At 40.0% G+C, this 20,119-nt stretch carries 22 protein-coding genes and 1 tRNA gene; 3 read left to right on the top strand and 20 right to left on the bottom strand.

All coding sequences use genetic code 11. The annotated features are described in order from the left end of the window. Positions 1-5: 5 nt before the first annotated feature. From DM558_RS10165 to DM558_RS10155, 3 genes are all read left to right on the top strand, one after another. Entirely contained in the window at positions 6-257 is a 252-nt protein-coding gene (locus DM558_RS10165) for a YfhL family 4Fe-4S dicluster ferredoxin (protein WP_109701813.1), read from the top strand. Between the two features lie 255 nt (positions 258-512). Beyond that, positions 513-725, top strand: a complete 213-nt coding sequence (locus DM558_RS10160) for a cold-shock protein (protein WP_109701814.1) — start codon at positions 513-515, stop codon at positions 723-725. Positions 726-831: 106 nt separating this feature from the next. Next, a tRNA-Met gene (locus DM558_RS10155) sits at positions 832-908 on the top strand. Between the two features lie 570 nt (positions 909-1,478). Here the strand turns inward: DM558_RS10155 and eutR are convergent. The 20 genes from eutR to DM558_RS10055 form a co-directional block, all read right to left on the bottom strand. Beyond that, complete coding sequence (gene eutR / locus DM558_RS10150) at positions 1,479-2,567, bottom strand: HTH-type transcriptional regulator EutR (protein ID WP_127163915.1); 1,089 nt, start codon at positions 2,565-2,567, stop codon at positions 1,479-1,481. A 33-nt stretch (positions 2,568-2,600) separates the two neighbouring features. Then, positions 2,601-3,152 carry a BMC domain-containing protein gene (locus tag DM558_RS10145; RefSeq protein WP_127163914.1) on the bottom strand — a complete coding sequence of 184 codons (552 nt, stop codon included), beginning with the start codon at positions 3,150-3,152 and terminating at the stop codon, positions 2,601-2,603. 3 nt (positions 3,153-3,155) lie between these two features. Then, positions 3,156-4,493: a 4Fe-4S dicluster domain-containing protein gene (locus tag DM558_RS10140; RefSeq protein ID WP_127163913.1), complete on the bottom strand. Its 1,338-nt coding sequence runs from the start codon at positions 4,491-4,493 to the stop codon at positions 3,156-3,158. After that, positions 4,490-5,080, bottom strand: coding sequence for a BMC domain-containing protein (locus DM558_RS15955; RefSeq protein WP_127163912.1), 591 nt, complete (start codon positions 5,078-5,080; stop codon positions 4,490-4,492). Before DM558_RS15955 ends, DM558_RS10140 begins: the two co-directional genes overlap by 4 nt. Positions 5,081-5,095: 15 nt before the next feature. Further along, positions 5,096-5,752, bottom strand: a complete 657-nt coding sequence (gene eutL / locus DM558_RS10130; protein ID WP_109701819.1) for an ethanolamine utilization microcompartment protein EutL — start codon at positions 5,750-5,752, stop codon at positions 5,096-5,098. A 15-nt stretch (positions 5,753-5,767) separates the two neighbouring features. Then, a complete protein-coding gene (eutC, locus tag DM558_RS10125; RefSeq protein WP_109701820.1) occupies positions 5,768-6,664 on the bottom strand; it encodes an ethanolamine ammonia-lyase subunit EutC in 897 nt (298 codons plus the stop codon). A 16-nt stretch (positions 6,665-6,680) separates the two neighbouring features. After that, positions 6,681-8,042: an ethanolamine ammonia-lyase subunit EutB gene (locus DM558_RS10120; protein ID WP_127163911.1), complete on the bottom strand. Its 1,362-nt coding sequence runs from the start codon at positions 8,040-8,042 to the stop codon at positions 6,681-6,683. Between the two features lie 13 nt (positions 8,043-8,055). Further along, entirely contained in the window at positions 8,056-9,483 is a 1,428-nt protein-coding gene (locus DM558_RS10115; protein ID WP_127163910.1) for an ethanolamine ammonia-lyase reactivating factor EutA, read from the bottom strand. A gap of 10 nt (positions 9,484-9,493) precedes the next feature. Then, positions 9,494-10,756 carry an ethanolamine utilization protein EutH gene (gene eutH, locus DM558_RS10110; protein WP_127163909.1) on the bottom strand — a complete coding sequence of 421 codons (1,263 nt, stop codon included), beginning with the start codon at positions 10,754-10,756 and terminating at the stop codon, positions 9,494-9,496. 40 nt (positions 10,757-10,796) lie between these two features. Next, a complete protein-coding gene (locus DM558_RS10105; protein ID WP_127163908.1) occupies positions 10,797-11,996 on the bottom strand; it encodes an iron-containing alcohol dehydrogenase family protein in 1,200 nt (399 codons plus the stop codon). Further along, the gene (gene eutJ, locus DM558_RS10100; RefSeq protein ID WP_127163907.1) at positions 11,987-12,826 is read right to left on the bottom strand and encodes an ethanolamine utilization protein EutJ; all 840 of its coding nucleotides are present in this window, start codon (positions 12,824-12,826) and stop codon (positions 11,987-11,989) included. The genes DM558_RS10105 and eutJ overlap by 10 nt, the downstream gene beginning before the upstream one ends. A gap of 19 nt (positions 12,827-12,845) precedes the next feature. After that, positions 12,846-14,267, bottom strand: a complete 1,422-nt coding sequence (locus DM558_RS10095) for an aldehyde dehydrogenase family protein (protein WP_228411734.1) — start codon at positions 14,265-14,267, stop codon at positions 12,846-12,848. An 8-nt stretch (positions 14,268-14,275) separates the two neighbouring features. Beyond that, positions 14,276-14,569, bottom strand: coding sequence for a EutN/CcmL family microcompartment protein (locus tag DM558_RS10090; RefSeq protein WP_109701826.1), 294 nt, complete (start codon positions 14,567-14,569; stop codon positions 14,276-14,278). A 155-nt stretch (positions 14,570-14,724) separates the two neighbouring features. After that, entirely contained in the window at positions 14,725-15,021 is a 297-nt protein-coding gene (gene eutM, locus DM558_RS10085) for an ethanolamine utilization microcompartment protein EutM (protein WP_109701827.1), read from the bottom strand. Between the two features lie 138 nt (positions 15,022-15,159). Then, on the bottom strand, positions 15,160-16,140 hold the full coding sequence (pta, locus tag DM558_RS10080) for a phosphate acetyltransferase (protein WP_127163906.1): 981 nt from the start codon (positions 16,138-16,140) through the stop codon (positions 15,160-15,162). Continuing rightward, positions 16,140-16,991 carry an ethanolamine utilization cob(I)yrinic acid a,c-diamide adenosyltransferase EutT gene (eutT, locus tag DM558_RS10075; RefSeq protein ID WP_127163905.1) on the bottom strand — a complete coding sequence of 284 codons (852 nt, stop codon included), beginning with the start codon at positions 16,989-16,991 and terminating at the stop codon, positions 16,140-16,142. Before eutT ends, pta begins: the two co-directional genes overlap by 1 nt. Positions 16,992-17,014: 23 nt before the next feature. After that, positions 17,015-17,749 carry an ethanolamine utilization acetate kinase EutQ gene (gene eutQ / locus DM558_RS10070; protein WP_109701830.1) on the bottom strand — a complete coding sequence of 245 codons (735 nt, stop codon included), beginning with the start codon at positions 17,747-17,749 and terminating at the stop codon, positions 17,015-17,017. Continuing rightward, complete coding sequence (gene eutP / locus DM558_RS10065; protein ID WP_109701831.1) at positions 17,742-18,221, bottom strand: EutP/PduV family microcompartment system protein; 480 nt, start codon at positions 18,219-18,221, stop codon at positions 17,742-17,744. The genes eutQ and eutP overlap by 8 nt, the downstream gene beginning before the upstream one ends. 3 nt (positions 18,222-18,224) lie before the next feature. After that, positions 18,225-18,572, bottom strand: coding sequence for an ethanolamine utilization microcompartment protein EutS (gene eutS / locus DM558_RS10060; RefSeq protein ID WP_109701832.1), 348 nt, complete (start codon positions 18,570-18,572; stop codon positions 18,225-18,227). Positions 18,573-18,902: 330 nt separating this feature from the next. Beyond that, positions 18,903-19,664, bottom strand: a complete 762-nt coding sequence (locus DM558_RS10055; protein ID WP_127163904.1) for an IclR family transcriptional regulator — start codon at positions 19,662-19,664, stop codon at positions 18,903-18,905. Between the last annotated feature and the right edge of the window lie 455 nt (positions 19,665-20,119).

Here is a 20,119-nt window from a genome sequence, read left to right as displayed (position 1 = left end):
TTATCATGTCATTATTTATTACCGATGACTGCATTAATTGTGATGTGTGTGAACCTGAGTGCCCTAATGAAGCAATTTCTCAGGGTGAAGAGATTTATGTTATAGATCCAAATCGTTGTACAGAGTGCGTCGGTCATTACGATGAACCTCAGTGCCAGCAAGTTTGTCCTGTCGATTGTATTCCTTTAGACCCTAATAATAAAGAAACTAAAGAACAGTTAATGGCTAAATATGAGCACTTAATTGCTAAAGCTTAATCTTATTTGTTCATTATTGATGTGTTGTGAGGTTAGTCATTTATTAGACTAATAGCTAGTAGTTAAGCAAGTATATTTTTAGATTTTTTCAATAAGTTACGGTACAGTAAACATACTGAGTTTGTAGGTTTAGTGATTGTTCTAGAGGTTTTTTCTCGTAGTATGATTATTGATACTTATAATGGTCAGTTTGAAAATATACACATTGATTTAATCGATACATTTATAATATTTGTTAGTCTAAGGAGTTTCGACATGTCTAATCGTCAAAATGGCACTGTCAAATGGTTTAATAATGAGAAGGGCTTTGGTTTTATTTCTCAAGAGTCTGGCCCAGATTTATTTGTGCATTACCGTGCGATTGAGGGAGCGGGTTTTAAGTCATTAAAAGAAGGTCAAAAAGTTAGTTTTGTTGCTACTGAAGGGCAAAAGGGTATGCAAGCAGATCAGGTTCAACTGATAGGTTAATCGAGTAAGCTTGTATTGTTGATTTTTAGACTTATAAAAAGTTACAAGTATTTTAAATAAATACTTGACATAATAGCTGTAGACTAGAATAATAGCGCGCTCTGATGGCAACGTAGCTCAGTTGGTTAGAGCACGGCATTCATAATGCTGGGGTCGGTGGTTCAAGTCCACTCGTTGCTACCATGTTTTTATCCTTTATTTTAAAGGAAATGCACTCTGTTATTTTTAAAAGCATAACTAATTTATTAGTTATGCTTTTTTTTTGATTAACAATAAAGTTATCCTGTTAGGGTTTTATTAAGTTGTATTAGGGCTGCGTTAATTCTAGGGGAATGGAGAGGTTTGTTTTACCAATGTACTGTTTTATCACACGCCCAAATGTACCGTATATTTTTCATTAATAGCTTACAGCACTTTATTTGCCATTGCTACAAGACTGTGATCACTCGATATATGTTTATCTTTAAGAGTAATGAATTGAAATGCAGGTAAAAGCTCCAGTGGGATTAATGCTCCTTAACAATCAAAGGTCGTTGTTGGGGTGTTTACACTGTTAAAATTGGTTTTCATGAAGGCTAGATGATCCTACTAATCATTTATATATTTATCGTCATTAATAAATACACAGTTATATTTTTCTGGATTAGCAAAATCCTCACGATAATCTTTATTTGGATCTATTTGGTTAATAACGCCAAACTCTGCTTTGTTTACTCAGTAAATCTTATTTTAATCAATTACACAGACATACAGTTATAACCATGTATGCTCAAGATTTCCTCTTGCAGAGAGTGATTGTGAAGGAAGCTCGCCAAACAGAGAATAGTAGTCAATCGCAAATTGGCTCATGTGCCAAAATCCCCAAGCCATAGCGGCATCTTGAACAGTTTGATGTATGGAGTATCGGCTTTCTAATTCACGTCGTACAGCGTTGAGGCGTATGGCTTTTAAGTAAGTATAGGGGCTGAGGCCAAGAACGGTTTGAAAACAGTTCTGTAAAGTTCTACGGCTGACATGCAATGACTCACAAAGGCTAGCAACTGTAATAACATCTTGAGGATGACTAAGTATATAGTCACGTGTTTTTGAGATAATTTTTAGGTAATTTTCTCGTTTACGTAATGATTTATCGTTAATTGCTTCTGAACTAAAGAGTAAGTTAATAAGGTTTTCTAACAAGTCTTGACGTAGGATATTTAACGTTGCGGGTGTTGTCGTCAATTCAGGAATTTCTTGTCCTGCCTTTAGTGCTTGCTGTATAAGTTGACAAATACGCTGTTTTTGTTCTGGATTAACTTGTAATGTTGGGGTTGATGTGAAGCGATTAAATTGATCCTGTTGTTCTGGATATAATAAACTGATTTGGGAGAGTAAAATATCTAAATTAACTACTAATCCCATGATTGTATAGTCATTTGGTGTGGTTAGTTCAAATTCTGAACCTCCCTCTCTGAGTGCAATAGTATGCTGTGATATGGCATGGGAGCCGATATAACCCTCTACTTTCTCTGTGGTAGGTGGAATACCTAACCAAAGCGCTTTTGGCCATACAATACAAGATTGGCGTAATGATGTATTGGTATATTCTTTAAAAAATTGGATACCTTCAAGCCAACACTCTGTTAGCTGACCTTTGAATATATTGGGCTGTAGTTGGTCATATAGCTGTTGCCAAGCGGTAATGTTACAAGCATGTTGATAGACATCATTTGTTTGATGGACTTTTACAGTATTTAATTTAACAATAGGGACAGGCTCATTTATAGAAGGGATAGAGCCTGCGCTATTGCTTGGCGTAGAAAGGTGATGTAGATTTAACGGTACTGTTTTATTTGCTATCATAATCACACTATGTAAGACTATTTTCGAAACTTACTATAGCAATTGTTGCCACAAATCGCTATGAGGCCTTGGTACTACCATACTATACACTAATAATCCTTTTTCGCCAGCAGTTTGACTTGCTATATCAACAGCTGTTTTAGTATCTGCTACATCGCCTGTTAGCACAACATAGCACTTTCCGCCAATACCAAACGCCATATGGATACGGACAAGAGTAACATTTGCTGCTTTGACAGCGCTGTCAGCCGCTTCAATACATGCAGCGACGCTATAAGTTTCTACAACCCCTAGGGCTTGTCTCTTATCTACTTGGGTAACACCGCTAATGGCAGGTAGTACGGATGAGTGGATGTTAGGTAATATAAACTGATCAACTAATAGATGACCACCCACTTCAGCGCCAGTGGTAACAGATTGATTGACTGCGGCGACATCGCCACCTATCATCGCAATGTATTTACCAGGGCAAATAGTCTTTGCTGTGAGTAATGTAACATCAGCTGTTTTTAGCATTGCATCAGCTACTTCAATGCCCTTAGCAATACTATTTAATTCAACTAGTCCAATAGCATGATGATTCATTTATTAGGCCTCCTCAGAAACAATAATCTTTTGATTATCAATGAATTTTATTATACCAGAGATGCTTGCATGTATAGGAGCGCCTAGTTGACCTTCAGCCATTTCTGCAATAAGTTGGCCTTTAGTGACGCTATCACCTACATTTACAATCGCTTTTGCTGGTGCCCCAATATGTTGGCTAAAAGGCAATGTAACTTGCTTTGGTTTCCATGAGGTATCTTGCCAAGGGGCTTTATGGTTGACTTTGTCTAAGTCTAATCGAGTGATGAGACGCTTAACAGGAAGGAGGCGATATTTTGCCATTGGATCAGCAGGACGAAGTTCTCCTTCATAGCGAGCACCCTCTTTACGAAATTGTTGTTTTAGCGATTTATTTAAACGCATGGGGGATATATCAACAGGGCAAGCATAAGCCTCGCAAATACCACATTCCGAACATGTTAATGCAGATAGTAAGATAGATGCTTGATCTGCTTTTTGGTAGTTGACTGCGCGAACAATAAGGTGAGGTGGTAGTTCGTGACCAATCAAATGGCGCGGACAGAGTTCTGTGCAAAGACAGCATTGCTCACAAACGGTTCTGGCCATAGACACTACACTTTGGATATCTTGTTTTCTACGGCGAATTAATAAATGGTCATCAGGAAGAACTAAAAGCCCTCCTGTTGTTTTAGTCACAGGATCTTCTAGGGAGGTGACTAAAGCCCCCATCATTGGGCCACCATTGATATAAGCAGGATTACTGATGGTCGGTCCGCCGGCTAAATCAAGTACTTGCTGTAGCGTTGTGCCTATTGGTACTGTTAATGTAATAGGTTGTTTAACCATTCCATTGACCGTTAGCGTACGCTGAGTAACTGGTGTTTCATTTTCAACAGCATGCGCGATGTTGATGAGCGTCTGTACATTGTTAACAACTACACCTACCGATAATGGTAGTGCAGCAGGAGGTACGCGACGTCCTGTGGCTAACCATATGGTAATGACTTCATCACCTGCTGGATAGATATCTTCAAGAATGTGCAAACGAATATTAGAAGGAAGAATTGGTTCAAGTTGAGCAATTGCATCATGGTATTTTGCTTTAAGTGCAATAATACCTTCTTTAGCCCCTGTTGCTTTCATGGCGTATTGTAGGCCACGTACAAGATCACTGGCTTGCCGATCGGCCAGTTGTTGGTCTACTTTAAGTAAAGGCTCGCATTCAGCTCCATTTACTAAATAAATTTCAGCTTGTGCATTTAATTTAACGTGGGTTGGAAAGCCTGCACCTCCAGCCCCAACAATGCCAGCTTGTTGGACACGTTGTCGTATTGTTCCAGCATCAATTTCAGCAATCATTTTGTAACCTCAACCAGAGAGTAACGATTACCACGTTTACGTAGTTTGCCTTGACTGATACAGTTATCCAGTAGTCGTTTAGCAGCCACGCGGGTAATATTAAAGAGTGTCATAATCTCTGTAATATTACGTCCTTGAGGGTGCTCGGCAATGAAAGAGAGCAAAGCAGTTTCAGTTGTTTCTGTCGTTTTATCATCAGTGCTAATCAGGGGTGGTTCTACTTTATCTACTTTGTCTTGTTTAGTAATTGTAACCGTAGTTTTTTTTGGTTTAATATTGTTAGCAGAAGGATTAATCTCTGCTTGGTTTTGCTTTTGTAAATTTGTCACAAACCATTCGGTATCTGTTTCTGGACGCCCTATTTCTTTACGTGAGATGACGATACCTACACGCCCTGCTGCTGCTGCTCCTGCATCTAATGCAGCACGGCATGCAGCTAAATCACCCTCTATAATAAGGGTGATGAAGCCAGGCGGTATATGAGTTTGACTAAGTAGACGCACTTGGGCTGCTTTTAGCATTGCATCAGCGGCTTCAATACCCGCAGTGAACCCTTTGACCTCTAACAATCCTAATGCATTTATCATAGTCATTCCCCTTTATTAAGATTGAATCGGTGTGCGGCCTATTTCTAATACTGCTTCAGCAAAGGCATCACAAGCAGACTTGCATGCCGCTTGGCTACCTCTTAAGAATGCAGCAGAATAGTTTGTTTCTGATGGAGGTGGTACATAAGTTACTAGTTCAACTTCTGCCGCTTTCAACGCTGCATCTATACCATAAGTCGCTTCAAGTGGTGGTGCTACTAAATAGGCAATAGGGTCACCGACAGGGATGTTAGCCATTTCTGATAGATAAGAACCTGTACGAGAAACAACATAGGCTAAGTAAGCGGTGTCCTCTTTATCATTAGCCCATTGAAATGCAGGTCCATTTTCGAGGGTATCAATCATTGCATTTAACCCGGCGCGAACTTCGGCAGGGTTAGGACCACCTAACATAATAAGTACTTCACCCGCAGTAGGAGAGGGAGCATTAGCAGCTCCTGCGTAAAGTGATCTACCGTAGACTACTTGTACTTGGGCTTGTTTAGTTGCTTCATCAGCAGCAATATAAGCAGGGTCATCAGAGTCTGCTGTTAATAAACCTAAACTTCTAACATCGCTAGGTAAGTTTAGTTGTTTGCGAAAGTCATCATGTAATGAAGCGATGAGTCTAACAGCTCTAACGTTGGGTCTAATAAAATCTAATGTAGGCATAATCTAGCCTCCTTCTTAACGTGTTAAACCAATGCCAGAGGCTTTTTTATCTAGCATACGTTTTACTAAGTCAACAATAACCGCTGCTGCTTCTACAGGTGGAGTTCCTGCGCGGTGTATATTTGAGATACAGGTTCTATCCGCTTCAACAGTTTTTGCAACTGTTGGGCTGTAAACAGCGTAACAAGATAAACTTTCTGATTGGCCAAGTCCTGGTCGTTCTCCTACAAGTAAAACAACAGCTTTTGCACCTAAAAGTTCACCAATTTGGTCTTCAATTTTTACACGGCCATAGCGTACAAAGAAAGGCGTACCTACATCTAAGCCGGCACTTTTTAGACCCGAAAGTAGAGGAGGTAAAATTTCTTCATAGTTTGTTGTGATCGCATCAGTTGAGAGTCCATCAGAAACAATCACTTGTACTTGAGGATTCTTTTTGCATTTCTCAAGAAGCGTTTTAATAGATTGCTCACTTAAGATACGGCCCATATCTGGGCGCGTTAAGTATTGATCTTTATCGGTAATCTCTGATTGAAGTTCTAACAAACCTTGTTTTTCAACCCACTCGTGAGGAACTTCTTTTAATACGGTATCTTTAGAACGTGAGTGATCTGCTAAAAAGCGTAGTAAAGAGTTTGTTCTTGGTCTAACGCCAGTTCTTCCAGAGCCTACACGAGAGGCAGTGTTGTTTTTAAGCGATTGTAATGCTTCGATGTTATGAGGGTGTTGTACACCTATCCATTGTTTAGCTTCTTTTGAACCTAAATCAATAGAGCAACACTCAACAGAGGCATTGTTTGTTGCTTGGCTTGTGTTGTTACTTTGGGTAGTAACAGGTGTACCACTAGTATTATTGATATTAAGTTTGCCTATTACTTCGCGAACAAGCGCATCAATTTGTTTTTGATCCATGATTAGTTACCCCTTATTAAAAGAAAAGAGAAGCGTCGCCAGCGATGCTAGTTAAACGGCCATTACTCATGATACCCATACTTTCTAACCAACGTTCAAACTCAGGCGCAGGACGTAGATTAAGTAATTGGCGTACCATCGCTGTATCATGGAATGCAGATGTTTGGTAGTTAAGCATAATATCGTCACCTAAAGGCATGCCGATAATAAAATTACAGCCTGCAGAAGCAAGAAGAATTGCTAGTGTTTCATTGACGTTCTGATCAGCATTAGCATGGTTGGTATAGCAAGTATCACAGCCCATAGAAATACCACTTAATTTACCCATAAAGTGATCTTCTAATCCTGCACGCATAATTTGGCGTCCATCATAAAGGTATTCTGGGCCAATAAACCCAACAACAGTATTTACCATAAATGGATTGTAGTGGTGCGCTAGACCATAGTTACGTGCTTCCATAGTGACTTGGTCAGCGCCATAGTGTGCATTAGCTGAAAGGGCTGAACCTTGGCCTGTTTCAAAATAGAAGAAGTTACTGCCAGCAATGCGGTTGTATTCTCTTCCTACAGCTTGGGCTTCGTCGAGCATTTCTAAACTGACACCAAACTCTTTTAAGCCTTTTTCACTACCACAGATACTTTGGAAAATTAATCCACCAGGTGCACCTTTGCGGATGGCTTCCATTTGCGTAGATACGTGGCCTAATACACAGCCTTGAGTAGGAATATTGTACTTGTCGATTACTTCATAAATGGTATCTAAAACACGACGAAGGTTTTCAACATCATCTGTTACTGGGTTAACACCAATAACAGCATCCCCTGCGCCATAAGATAGGCCTTCATAAATTTGTGCCTCAATACTTTTTACATTGTCACGGGTGTCATTAGGTTGTAAGCGGCAACCAAAATGGCCTGGCAAGCCGATGGTATTATTGGCATGTTTGATAACAGGCATTTTTTTCGCGCCATAGATCAAGTCTCCATTGGAGCAAATCTTAGCAACACCAGCCACTACTTCTGAGCTAATACCTTTACGTAAAAAAGCAATTTGGTCATCTGTTGTATCATCAGATAAGATATATTCACGTAGTTCGCCAATTGTCCAGTTTTTAATACTGTTATATGACGTTTCGTTAATGTTGTCTTGGATGAGACGAGTAATGCAGTCTTCCTCGTAAGGAACCACAGGGTTCATTCGGATATCTGCAACAGTCAGTTCAGAAAGCACTTGTTTTGCTGCAACGCGTTCTTGTGATGTGCTAGCCGAAACCCCTGCTAAAACGTCACCTGAACGAGGCTCATTTGCTTTTGCTAAGACTTCTTTTACGTCTTTGAACTGGTAGCTTTGACCAAAAAGTTGAGTTTTAAGTTTCATTAATTACACTCCTTTACGAAGGAAAAGCCAATGATTTAACAGTAATAGGAACTATCTCACCGCCAAATAGTGGGTTGCCAATATCAATATAATCACCTTCTCGTGTTATTACTTCATCAATAACAGCTAAGGTTCTACCTGATAGTTGAGGTTGTAGTAACATACCCAGTACTTTGCCAAGATCTTGACGGGCAATAATAATGAGTGGTTGAGAGTTAGTATGACGCGCTGTAAAGCTCACTAAAGCTTCCACACACTGTTGTATCGCCCGATAGGTAACAGGCAGATTGTTAGGTAGTGTTAAAGCATAGAGATCTTTTTCAGCAAGTAAATCATGTTGAGTTACTGCTTGTTGCCAAGCAGAGAGTAACTCATCTTTGTCTAATGGATCCCCACTGACTTTGGTATGAATTACAGGAATATTACGAATCGGTAGTTGAACTTCTTTTAGCCATATAGTGCTGCCTGATAAGGATAGGGTATGAGCCCCAGCTCCAATAACAGTAGCACGAATAGTTTGTTTAGGTTGTTTTAATGTTTGTGTATTAAAACCTGCATGGTTAGCAATCGAGCGAGCAAGTAGTGGGCCGATGTCTCCAAATTTAAAGAGTTCATCATCTGTTGCTGGTTGATAAACATAGGTACCTACACCGCCAGAAATAGTCAGTGCATTAAGTACCCCAGAGGCTGGCATAAGGTCTGTCATCATCAATTGATTTGCTAAATCTGATGGTTGGCCTATGACGACTTGGTACAATAAGTCAGCCATCAAGTCTGTTACTTGGGTTAGTTGATGCCTTGTCAGTGTTAAGGGATCACATTGAGAACCAAATAACGTCTGACAAATTAATTTGCCAGGGGCATGAGCACGAATCACCCGACCTTGTTGGTCGGTTTCTAATAGTCTGCCACCAATATTGATACAAGCAGATGATACGGTTTCACCTGCTTCAAATAAAGCATAGTTAGCGGTACCGCCACCAATATCAATATTTAATACGCGACCAATGAGCGTACGCGAAAGCTCACTTGCCCCCGAGCCATGCCCTGCAATAATAGATTCTAAGTGAGGCCCTGCTGTAGCAACAACAAAATTACCTAAGGACTCAGCTAAACTCATGACTGCGGGGCGAGCATTACGTGCTTTAGAGGTTTCCCCCGTAATAATGATAGCGCCTGATTCGAGTTCGTCAGGTGTAACACCTGCTGCTTTGTATTGATCTAGTATGAAAGCAAGTAGTTCTTCTTCACGAATACGACCTTCAAAGTCAATAGGCGTAAAGATAACTGGGCTTTCATAAACAATTTCTCGTTTTGTAAATTCGTAGTGGGGCACTTGAGAGATTGATGCACGATTCACTAACTCAAGGCGAGAAAAAATGACCTGAGTCGTGGTTGTACCAACATCTATGCCGACGCTACGAATTACAGTACTTGCCATGATCGTATTCCTATTCTGCTTTTTCGTTGGAGACTGGGGTTTCAGTCTCAATACTTGGTACTGATTCTGCGTCAGAAGCTTTCGGGGCAATTAGCATAGCAACACCTACTGCACTGATACCGCCGACTAATTTTCCAACAATCATTGGAAATATCATGGTTGAAACGCCAATACCTGCAACGAATCCTAGATGGTCACCTAATGCAAAGGCTGCTGATACAGCAAAGGCACAGTTAATCACTTTACCGCGGTTATCCATTCTATTCATCATGCTAAACATTGGGATATTATTTGCAAGGGTTGCAATCATTCCCGCTGCGGCGATATTGTTCATGTTTAATAAACCACCTACTTTCATAAGAGGTTTTTCAAACCAACGTGTAATAAGGAATACCATTGGATAAGCGCCGAGTAAAATACAAGCGATAGAGCCAATAACTTCCATTGCTCTCATGTCTTCAGAAGCAGGAGGTTGCGTACTAAAGATTGGGTCAAGACCAGGAATAAATGTCCAGCCTGTTGTGAATTTTAGAACCGCGGCGGCTAAGCCCACAGTGATAATCCCTACTAAAATTTTGGCGAAAATTTGGAAGCCCGAAATCATTTTTTCAGGGAAAAGTTTTAAGCCTAGAACAATAAGTGCTGCAATGATAATAACTGGAATCATATTAACTAAGATAAAGATTAATGTGAATTCAGCTGTTTGCCCATCAACACTTGCACCAGACATCATAGCGACTAGACCGCCGGCAATACAACCGACAGGAATGGTTACAATACCTGCAAGAACACCTAATGCAAGATAGCGTCTGTCTGATTTATCAATTATACCTAATGCAACAGGGATGGTGAATACAATTGCTGGACCCATCATTGAAGCTAATAAAACACCTGAGTAAAGCTGAGCTGCTGGGGTTGTAGCTAATTGTTTGGCAAGGAAGTACCCACCCATATCTGAAGCTAGTAAAGTACCTGCAAACATCGCTGGGTCAGCACCTAGTGCTTTGTATACTGGAATGACCACTGGGCCTAATACAGTAGCAATAACAGGCGCTAGAGCTGTCATTCCCACCATGGCTAAACCTAGTGCACCCATAGCCATAAAACCTTCTTCAAACTGCCCACCTGATCCATCAATACCTTTACCGACTTTCCCTAATCCTATTTTTTGTAGAACAGTTTCTGACCCTCCAAATTGAGCAAAAATACGGTCAATTGCCGCAATTAGCATAAAGGCCATCATGATATAGACAATAACTTCATTAATACCCATTGGCTAAACTCCTATTCTATTTAATTAAATCAAGCGTGTGTTAAGTATTTAACGCATTCTGATAGACCCCTATGATCTGATCAGCTGTTGCGGTTCTAGGGTTTGTAGTTAAACAGATGTCTTGTGTTGCGGCATCTGCGAGTTTAGGTAAGTCTTCTGCTTTAGCACCAAAATCGGCTAATTTTTTAGAAAGTCCTACACCATTAATTAGTTTTTGTATAGCATGAATGGTTTCATCTGCTGTAATGCTTTTGCCTGTAAGGGCATGGCCGATTTCAGCATACTCTTGCTCACATACTAGTTGGTTAAAGCGCATAACGCTGGGTAACATAATGGCATTACACATGCCGTGTGGTATATGGTATGTGCTACCAATTTGATGTGCTGTTGCATGGCATAAGCCTAAGCCACTATTAGAGAAGGCCATGCCCGCCATGTAAGAAGCAAGCATCATGGACTCTCTAGCAGGAATATTAGAGCCTTGTCCTACTGCAATAGGTAATGCTTTACCAATAAGGTTAACTGCACGGTGTGCAAAGCCACGGGTAAGCGGTGTTGTATATAATGCAACATAAGTTTCTATGGCATGTGTTAAGGCATCAATCCCCGTAATTGCTGTGATTTCAGCAGGTACACCTAGGGTTAGGCAAGCATCGATAATAGCTAGGTCTGGAATTAATTGTGGGTGTACAAGTACTTGCTTAATTCCTGTTGAGGTGTTGGTGATAACGGCAATATTGGTTGCCTCTGACCCTGTACCCGCAGTTGTTGGAATTGCAATTAAGGGAAGACGTTTTTTTAGTTTAAGGTGGCTGTCTGCTAGGCTATCAATTGGTAAGTTAGCATTAGCTGCGAGCATTGCAGTTACTTTAGCTGCATCTAAAACAGAGCCGCCACCTAACGCAAGTACACTGTCACATTGAGCAGAAATTAGTTGTTTAGCTGCATCTTCTACGACTTGGCTACTTGGCTCACCACCTGCATAGGTGATGATTTCATATTCTATATTGGCATTATTTAGTGAACGATATAAGCCGTCATCAATATTTTGTTGATGTAGGTAGTTATCGACAATAATGAAAACACGTTTTAAATCCCTTTCAGCAATAGCTTGTCCACAACGCACTAACGCTCCTGCTCCAATAAAGGTTTGAGGAGGGACGCTAAACTCACGCACCGTCTGGGTGTTGAGCATGTCTAGTGCTTGATAAACAATATGGCTGACTTCGGTTAGCTGCATGATTTATCCATCCCATAAGTTGCAATTGCAAGAGGGGTAATGAAAATAGGTAGTGTGGGCAATATTACACGTTGCTTTGGAAAAAGCTGGCTAAACAACTCTGCAACACCAGGTAGTGCGCAAGAACCGCCCGATAAATAAATTTCGTCAACATCAAAAGGAGTTAAATGCTCTTGAACAATCGCTGCCATTTTTTCAAAAACAGGGCGTACGACAGGCCATATTTTTTTACCTTGCTGTTTTTTGGTTAGCTCTGCTTCTTCCACTGGAACTTTTAAGTTACCTGCCAAGGTAAGAGAAACGTGGTGACCACCTGTTGCTTCATCTCCAGAATAGATAACCTCTCCATTTTTAATAACTGCAACACCTGTTGTTCCACCACCAATATCAACGACAGCTGCATTTTTTAGATGTAGCATTTGAGCAACGGCAGAGGGTTCATCTATAACACTGGTCACTTCTAAACCGGTAGCCTCTAATACATTCACAGAAATACGTGGTTCTGTCCCAGGGGGATAGGAGGTTGAGGCTTTTGTTAGCTCAACCCCTAGCTGTTGCTGTAAGCTTTCAAGTTGCTTTCTGACGATTTGTGTTGCGCCAAAGAAGTCCCAAACAATACCATCACGTACAACATCGGCTTGATCTACACGTGTAGCAATCGGATTAGCTTCTTTGTCAATGACCATTGAGACGATATTGCATGTTCCCAAATCGATACCAAGAAAAAATGGGTCATTTCCTTTAAGAGGCTTTTTATCAGTTTGATGTAACTGCTTGTCAGCCATCTGTAAGCGAGGGTTTAACCAATTTTTGATATCTCTTTGGGTCATGATATTTTCCTAAGCTACATTAAACAATACGGAAATGTTCAGCCAATACACAACGGCGTAAACGGACGAATGTACGAGCACAGGTCACACCTTCGCCTGTTGGTGTTGTAATGGTCATTGTTGTCCAACCTTCACCACCAAAGCCTAATCCTGCAATACAGGAACCATTTTTTACGAAAATAGTCGTATCAATAACGTTAGCCATTCTATCTAGGTTCTCTAAGTTACGAGAGTGCATGGCTGCTGTATGGTGACAACCACCTTCAAGTTTTACGGCTAAGTCGATGGCTTGATTAACATCTTTAACACGTACGATAGGCAGTACAGGCATCATCATTTCAGTTACTGCAAATGGGTGGTCTGCTGGAGTTTCAACAATGAGTAATTTAGTTTCTTCAGGAACATTTAAACCAATTGTAGCAGCAATTTTGCAAGCATCACGACCAACCCAGTCTCTGCTTACAGTACCTTTACCGTTTTGATCAATTTTTGGTAATAAAATAGGCTCGAGCTTTTTGGCTTGTTCTGCTGTTAGGAGTACAGCATTATGTTTTTGCATCGCTGAAATTAGCTGATCTGCAACACAAGAAACTACAATAGCGACTTTCTCATCAGCACAAATGATGTTGTTGTCGAAAGATGCTCCGAATACAATTTTTTGAGCTGCTTTTTCAATATCTGCTGTTTCATCAACCACAACTGGAGGGTTTCCAGCACCTGCAGCAATAAGACGTTTGTCGGTATGTTTGCGTGCTGATTCAACAACTGCATCACCACCTGTTACAACAAGTAAACCAATTCCAGGGTATTTAAATAGGCGTTGAGCTGTTTCAATGTTAGGATCTGCAACAGTCACAAGAAGATTTGCAGGTCCGCCTGCTGCAATAATTGCTTCATTTAAGACAGTTATAGTACGTTGAGATACTTTTTTGGCAGCTGGATGTGGTGCAAAAACAATACTATTACCTGCGGCAATCATACTAATAGCATTATTGATAACAGTGGCAGCTGGGTTTGTTGATGGAGTAACCGATGCAACAACACCCCATGGTGCATTTTCAATTAACGTCAAGCCGTTATCACCAGTGACAACTTCTGGACGTAAGCATTCTGTTCCCGGTGTTAGGCGGGCTTGTGCTAAATTTTTGGTGGTTTTATCAGCTACACGTCCCATTCCTGTTTCGGCGACAGCTAACTCAGCTAGTTCTTTTGCGTATTGTTCGCCTGCTTTACGGATTGCTGCGATGGCTAAATTACGCATTGCAACAGTTTTTAATGATTCTTGTGCTTTTCTAGCTGCTGCAACGGCATCATCTAATTCGATAAATACACCTTCAGCAACTTTTTTAGATGTCGTTGTTGATGTAGTTGTTTGTTGGCTGCCCATGGAAGCTAAAACTGCTTTGACAACTTGTTCGATTTCTTTTGAATTGATATCCACTGTATACCTCACTTATGGTAGAAAACATTACCATTAACAACTGCTTCATCTACGATACCAATAACACTCGCATCAATAGGTGCTTCAGTATCATTTGTTGATGGCATGGTTTTACGTGCTGCACTACCACTAACAATTAAGACCCACTCACCATCGCCAGCTCCCACAGAGTCAGTAGCAACAAGACGCTCACCAGGTAGACCATCTTTATCAATAATGTCTACAAGTAATAAGCGGTCATGCCCAACACTTGGCAATTTGACAGTACTAACGATTTGCCCTACAACAACGGCTAATTTCATGAGTCCTCCTTTATTAACATGCCATAATGAACAGCAAAACATCCACGTCTATTACAATTCAATGATGTAATAGCTTTGTATAGCATGCTAAGCTAAAAACGATTTGGATAATTGAGGTGTGGGTAAAAACACACCTCAATTTATAATGCTTCCACTTATTCCAAAGGGTTTTCAGCAGACATCTTGATTGGGAATATGCTTTCTAAGTCGCTGTGTGGACGTGGAATTACGTGTACAGCTACTAATTCACCGCCAACGCGTTGAGCAGCAGCAGCACCAGCATCTGTTGCTGCTTTACATGCAGCAACGTCACCACGTACCATTGCAGTTACTAAACCACCACCAATTTGTTTATAACCCACTAATTTCACTCTAGCGGCTTTTACCATCGCATCAGAGGCTTCGATTAGTGCTACTAAACCTTTAGTTTCAATTATGCCTAAAGCTTCCATTATAAATTCCTCTCAGTTATTCACCCGTTAGGGATTAAAAACAAGTGGCAAGCCACCTAATTAATCTTTTCATTGATACTGCATACCGATGAAAAGCTTTCTAGTGTTTCTATCAATTGCTTGATAGAAACGGATTCTTTATTTATTACTACGCATTTTTATAGCAAGCATGGCTACTTGAACCATATCTTGCCAACTACAACCTCTTGAAAGGTCGTGCATCGCACCATTTATGCCTTGAATAAGAGGGCCAATGGCTTCGTAGCCCCCTAGTCGTTGTGCAATTTTATAACCAATGTTTCCTGCTTCTAATGAAGGGAATACAAAAACATTGGCTTTGCCTGCTACCGCGCTGTTAGGTGCCTTTTGTTTGGCAACACTTTCTACAAAAGCAGCGTCAAATTGTAGGTCACCATCTACTGCTAAATCTGGCATACGTTCTTGTACGAGGGCTGTTGCTTGTTGAACAGCCGTAACAGCATTGTGCTTAGCGCTACCTTTCGTTGAAAATGACAACATGGCAACACGAGGTGTTTGATCGGTAATAGCTTCAAAACTTTTTGCAGTGCTAATAGCAATGTCGGCTAGTTGCGATTCGGTTGGTTGTGGAACAACGCCACAATCTGCAAAGCCAAAAACTTGCTTACTGTCAGGAGAAACCATAATCATGATGGAGGAGAGCGTTTTATTATTAGGTGCTAACCCTAATACTCTTAACCCTGCACGCAGTACATTGGCCGTAGAAGAAAGATTGCCTGCAATGCAGTAATCACTCTTGCCTGTTGCTAGCATTGCTGCGCCGAACCAAAGGGGATCCTTGATGCTTTGTTTTAGCTCCTCAATGGGTTTATCTGGCATTCTCTTAGCTAAATAGGCCGTAAACTCGGGTAACCATTCAGAAATGGTAGGATCGATAATATTTAATTGATTAAAAGGTAAATTATGTTGTTCACATAGTTTACGAAGCTCTTCTGGATTACCTAATAGCCAAGGGTAACCCAGTTGTTGTTGCTGAATATGAATAGCTGCTTGTATGGCTCTGATATCTAGAGCATCAGGAAATACAATCCAATTAGGGTTGGCTTTTGCCTGTTTTTGACAGCGTTCTAGAAGATCCATTATTGCACTCCTAGTTTGGAGGTGAGTGTGTCTTTAGTTGGCCAGATTGAATTAGTTTCATACTGGACACATAAAAGCATCAGTACATATATTGCACTAGATAATCGATTTAATCCTTGCATTAAATCAGGTCTTGAGACAACTAAATCACGGTTTATAAAAATAGAGGCAGCTGATATTTCTGCTTCTCTTACTTCGGTACGTAATAAATTGAGCAAACAGGCATCACGGCCGTGTTCTGCACTAGGAACAATATGATCATGTCCTAAGTATTTCAGTGGGTTATGTGAAAATTTATGAATTGCTTCTTCATTTAACCCACCGATCATAAAATTACTAAGCGGCTCATTGAGTGCGTCAGCACGCATGATGTTACCGAGTACTGAGCGAATATCAGTTAACCATTGCTGTGGATTTTTACTGACTTCAATTTGTAACCAAACGGCCATAGCAATGCAGCTGTCTAGTTTAGCGCGAAAAGCAAGTCTCGGATCTGATTTTGAAACGAGCGTGTGCGCATTTAAATGGGTCATTGTGTCAGGCTTTTTTTGAACAGCCTGATGGCAAAGTTGGCATTCTGCTGCGTCATACCCTTGTTGGCTTGTTAGGCCATGGACCTGTTTGAGTACTGGTTGCTCATTTGTATCGTTTGTTTTAGTGGATGTATTTTCATCATCGGACTCAATAAATAACCTACCTTGCTCATCGTAATATTTAACAACAAGGTGATGGTCGGTGATTAATCCACGAGCAGCAGGTGTTAATTTGCAAGTAGCAGGCAGATGGATTTCTGTTCCATCGCTTAGGCTGTAATTTGCTCTTAGCCAGTCTTCTGTAATAAAGTTGCTCATGATATCTTCCTATTGGTTGATCTTTATTGCTCTTGCCAGTTTGCAGGCCAAGCAATATAAGCAAAGCGAACTTTAGTTGGTGTACCAAATTCGATAGATGATCCTTTAGGAATAAAGAGGATATCGCCTGCTTTTCCGATAGTGGTTTCACCTTGGCAGCGAACGTGTAATTCACCTTCAAGAATGACATCTACTTCATCATAGTTAAGTGTCCAAGGGAAAAAAGCGTTCTCCCAAGCCATATAGCCTGCAGCCATGCTGCTGTTGTCATCGCCTGTAATTACATCGGCAATACCTACGCGTTTTTCTTTCCCAGCACCTTCAAAAATATCAAGTTTAGTTGCACTGCCTTTGACCACCTTTATACCTGTAGGGCGGTTGTTTGATGCAGTATTTGTTGCTTGATTATGCTTGTTTTCTTTAATGGCTCGGCAAACAAGCTGATCAATCAATGTATCACTGATGGTGGCACCTTGGGGAAGTTTAGCAATGATTGCTTCTTTTATAGCCGCAAGTGCTTTTTTGTCTAAGCTTGTCACATCAGAAGTTTTTTCTTTAACAGGAGTAGGACTGGTAGTAGATGGTTTTGATACAACATTGTTAGGACAGCTTTTATCAATGATTTCAACACCTAATTGCTCTGCAACTTCTTTCGCTTCAGGCGTAATAATGCAATGAGCAGGGCTCATTTCAATTTGTGTTTGGCCTTTCGCTTTTATTTCACGAATTGTTTCGGCGGTGATTAATTGCTTACTCATTGTGCTTTCCTCTTAGACTTTTAGATTGTCCATCCTGATTTAGGTAGTCAGCGAGTGTTTGGACGCTGCTTGGATCATAAGTACAAATTTCGAAAAAGGGTTCTTTTAGGCCGTGAGCCATTAGCATTTCTTTTATGGCGATAAGATCTATGTCTGGTAAATCTATTTTAGTGATGACAGTAATGACTTCTTTATTACTATAAACATCTAGTAAACCACTGGGAAGACGGCAGGTTTTATCGTTGGCGGCATGGACATAAATAATAGTTTCTGCCTCTGTGGTTGTGCTAATTAGTGCGGAGTAAAGTCTGGGATGATTAAAAAACTCACCGGGTGTATCAACACCACCTTGATCATCAAATGCGACTGCTTGTGTTTTAACTGCTATGCCATAATCATTGTTAAGTGCATTAAAGAGGGAAGTCTTACCAGCACCTACAGAACCTACTAAAACATAGCGTCGAGTCAACATTTGTTAGCTCCTCGTCACACTACAAACCGCATAACCTAAAACATTAGATAGATTACGAATGGTTTGATTAAGTGCTTCTTCTACAGAACCTACTGTTCCATAAATGACAAGTGCACCACTGAAACGATCAAGAAAGCCAATTTCAACACTGGCCGCTTTGGTTGCAAAATCTCCAGCGATCATAGCTGTTTCACTAGGTGTTAGTGTCATAATGCCTATAGCTTCGGCATTAGGAACACCAATCTTTTGTGCTAGATCTTTTCCGGGATGAGCAATAAGGTGTGCCAATGTAACCTGCTTACCAGGTACAAATTCTTGGATAATTCTAGTCTGAGTTTTCTCTATATCCATTACTGCCTCCTAATATAATTCAAGCTTATCAAGTAAACTAATATTTGAATATCAAATATTGGCAATTTATGCTGTATATTGCTTTAGGTCATAATCTGATTAATCTAGCAATATGATGATGTTTTATAAGCTCATATTAGTAATATGGAATTTCGATAAGTATATATTATTTAATGAGCTCAACGGTTCCAACATTGGTCTAATAATGCAGAGAAGATAGTGAGATATTGAGGCTATCTCAACGTGAAGGACTACAAATTAGCTTTTATTATTAGGCTTGTTAAGGCTAGTTGTTATTCGATAATGATAGCTTTTAGCTTACTTTTTAGACTACCTTGAAACCAGTTCAATAGTGCCTGTATAAGCATTAAATGCGGTTTCAATTTGTTTTTTCGTTTCAAAAAGCTGTTGCAGTATTTTTTGATTAGTTTCTGGTGTGTCTCGGAAAAAAGGTAAAGAAACGCTGAGTGCAGCTATAGGCTTGTTGTGTTGATAAAGTGCTACGGCATAACATTTTGTTTCTTCATTGACTTCTCGGTCATCTATTGCATAGCCATGCTCTTTGACGAATCTAACACCGTTAAGTAATTTGTTGATATTGATATTTTTTTGACTGCTTGAGAATATTTTTAATATTTCTGCATCCGATAAATTAGCAATCAGTGTCTTTCCTAGTGCCGTTTTTTCAGCAGGGAGGCGTTTTCCTATGTATGAGATAAGTTGTACAGTTCTTTTCGATTGAACTTTATCAATGTAAAGCACATGGTCCCCATCGAGAACACCAAGCTGACAAACTTCTTCGCAGTTATCCACAATTTGTTGCATTTCTTGATGTATCAGGCTCAGCCACTGACTTGAGTTTGTAAAAGCACTTGCCAATACGCAAGCTCTGAAACCTAAGGTATAGCGTAGGGAATCGTCAGATTTAGCATAGTTATACTCAACTAATGTCTTTATGATAGGAAAGATAGTGCTTTTTGAATAGCCGGTAATCGTCGAGAGTTCAGTTAGTGTAATGCCTTCTTTTTTATCAGCTAGACATTCAAGAATTTCTAAAACACGGATAGTCGGACGATGCAGTTCTTCTCTCATAGAATTCCCTTGATACAGTGTTTTAAAGGCAGTAAATGGATTTAAGTAGCCTTGTTAATATTGTATCAATGCAGTCTGACTATATACAACATTAATCGCGTATCGCTATCTTTTTATCATTGATTTTTCTATCTCTTGTTTTATGTCATTTTTATATCAAGAGATATTTTAAATAGTCTTGACAGGAAATATTCATTACAGTAAGTTATTTGTTAATATGAATTGAGTTTGTATATACGAACAATTAATTCATGTTTTAATCAGAGTTCATAGTAAAGAGCTATGTTTTGATTAAGCGATTAGTTTTGATGTTGCAGCAAAGTGAATGGTGAAGCTTTTTAAAAATTAGTGAACCTGTTGTAATGTTGGCATCGTGTTGATATGTCATTATGTAATAAGGGCTAATTTTTAAAGGGTATCGAATATAGATAACTAGGATTCTGGAAGATCCCATC

Origin of the sequence: Entomomonas moraniae (assembly GCF_003991975.1) — a bacterium.
Taxonomy (GTDB): Bacteria; Pseudomonadota; Gammaproteobacteria; order Pseudomonadales; family Pseudomonadaceae; genus Entomomonas; species Entomomonas moraniae.
This window is presented reverse-complemented; position numbering and strand designations above follow the sequence as displayed.

What these genes read in the sequence shown, in the direction of transcription:
- DM558_RS10165 (WP_109701813.1), top strand. Translation starts at nt 6, where the DNA reads ATGTCATTATTTATTACCGATGACTGCATTAATTGTGATGTGTGTGAA.
- DM558_RS10160 (WP_109701814.1), top strand. Translation starts at nt 513, where the DNA reads ATGTCTAATCGTCAAAATGGCACTGTCAAATGGTTTAATAATGAGAAG.
- eutR (WP_127163915.1), bottom strand. Translation starts at nt 2,567, where the DNA reads ATGATAGCAAATAAAACAGTACCGTTAAATCTACATCACCTTTCTACG.
- DM558_RS10145 (WP_127163914.1), bottom strand. Translation starts at nt 3,152, where the DNA reads ATGAATCATCATGCTATTGGACTAGTTGAATTAAATAGTATTGCTAAG.
- DM558_RS10140 (WP_127163913.1), bottom strand. Translation starts at nt 4,493, where the DNA reads ATGATTGCTGAAATTGATGCTGGAACAATACGACAACGTGTCCAACAA.
- DM558_RS15955 (WP_127163912.1), bottom strand. Translation starts at nt 5,080, where the DNA reads ATGATAAATGCATTAGGATTGTTAGAGGTCAAAGGGTTCACTGCGGGT.
- eutL (WP_109701819.1), bottom strand. Translation starts at nt 5,752, where the DNA reads ATGCCTACATTAGATTTTATTAGACCCAACGTTAGAGCTGTTAGACTC.
- eutC (WP_109701820.1), bottom strand. Translation starts at nt 6,664, where the DNA reads ATGGATCAAAAACAAATTGATGCGCTTGTTCGCGAAGTAATAGGCAAA.
- DM558_RS10120 (WP_127163911.1), bottom strand. Translation starts at nt 8,042, where the DNA reads ATGAAACTTAAAACTCAACTTTTTGGTCAAAGCTACCAGTTCAAAGAC.
- DM558_RS10115 (WP_127163910.1), bottom strand. Translation starts at nt 9,483, where the DNA reads ATGGCAAGTACTGTAATTCGTAGCGTCGGCATAGATGTTGGTACAACC.
- eutH (WP_127163909.1), bottom strand. Translation starts at nt 10,756, where the DNA reads ATGGGTATTAATGAAGTTATTGTCTATATCATGATGGCCTTTATGCTA.
- DM558_RS10105 (WP_127163908.1), bottom strand. Translation starts at nt 11,996, where the DNA reads ATGCAGCTAACCGAAGTCAGCCATATTGTTTATCAAGCACTAGACATG.
- eutJ (WP_127163907.1), bottom strand. Translation starts at nt 12,826, where the DNA reads ATGACCCAAAGAGATATCAAAAATTGGTTAAACCCTCGCTTACAGATG.
- DM558_RS10090 (WP_109701826.1), bottom strand. Translation starts at nt 14,569, where the DNA reads ATGAAATTAGCCGTTGTTGTAGGGCAAATCGTTAGTACTGTCAAATTG.
- eutM (WP_109701827.1), bottom strand. Translation starts at nt 15,021, where the DNA reads ATGGAAGCTTTAGGCATAATTGAAACTAAAGGTTTAGTAGCACTAATC.
- pta (WP_127163906.1), bottom strand. Translation starts at nt 16,140, where the DNA reads ATGGATCTTCTAGAACGCTGTCAAAAACAGGCAAAAGCCAACCCTAAT.
- eutT (WP_127163905.1), bottom strand. Translation starts at nt 16,991, where the DNA reads ATGAGCAACTTTATTACAGAAGACTGGCTAAGAGCAAATTACAGCCTA.
- eutQ (WP_109701830.1), bottom strand. Translation starts at nt 17,749, where the DNA reads ATGAGTAAGCAATTAATCACCGCCGAAACAATTCGTGAAATAAAAGCG.
- eutP (WP_109701831.1), bottom strand. Translation starts at nt 18,221, where the DNA reads ATGTTGACTCGACGCTATGTTTTAGTAGGTTCTGTAGGTGCTGGTAAG.
- eutS (WP_109701832.1), bottom strand. Translation starts at nt 18,572, where the DNA reads ATGGATATAGAGAAAACTCAGACTAGAATTATCCAAGAATTTGTACCT.
- DM558_RS10055 (WP_127163904.1), bottom strand. Translation starts at nt 19,664, where the DNA reads ATGAGAGAAGAACTGCATCGTCCGACTATCCGTGTTTTAGAAATTCTT.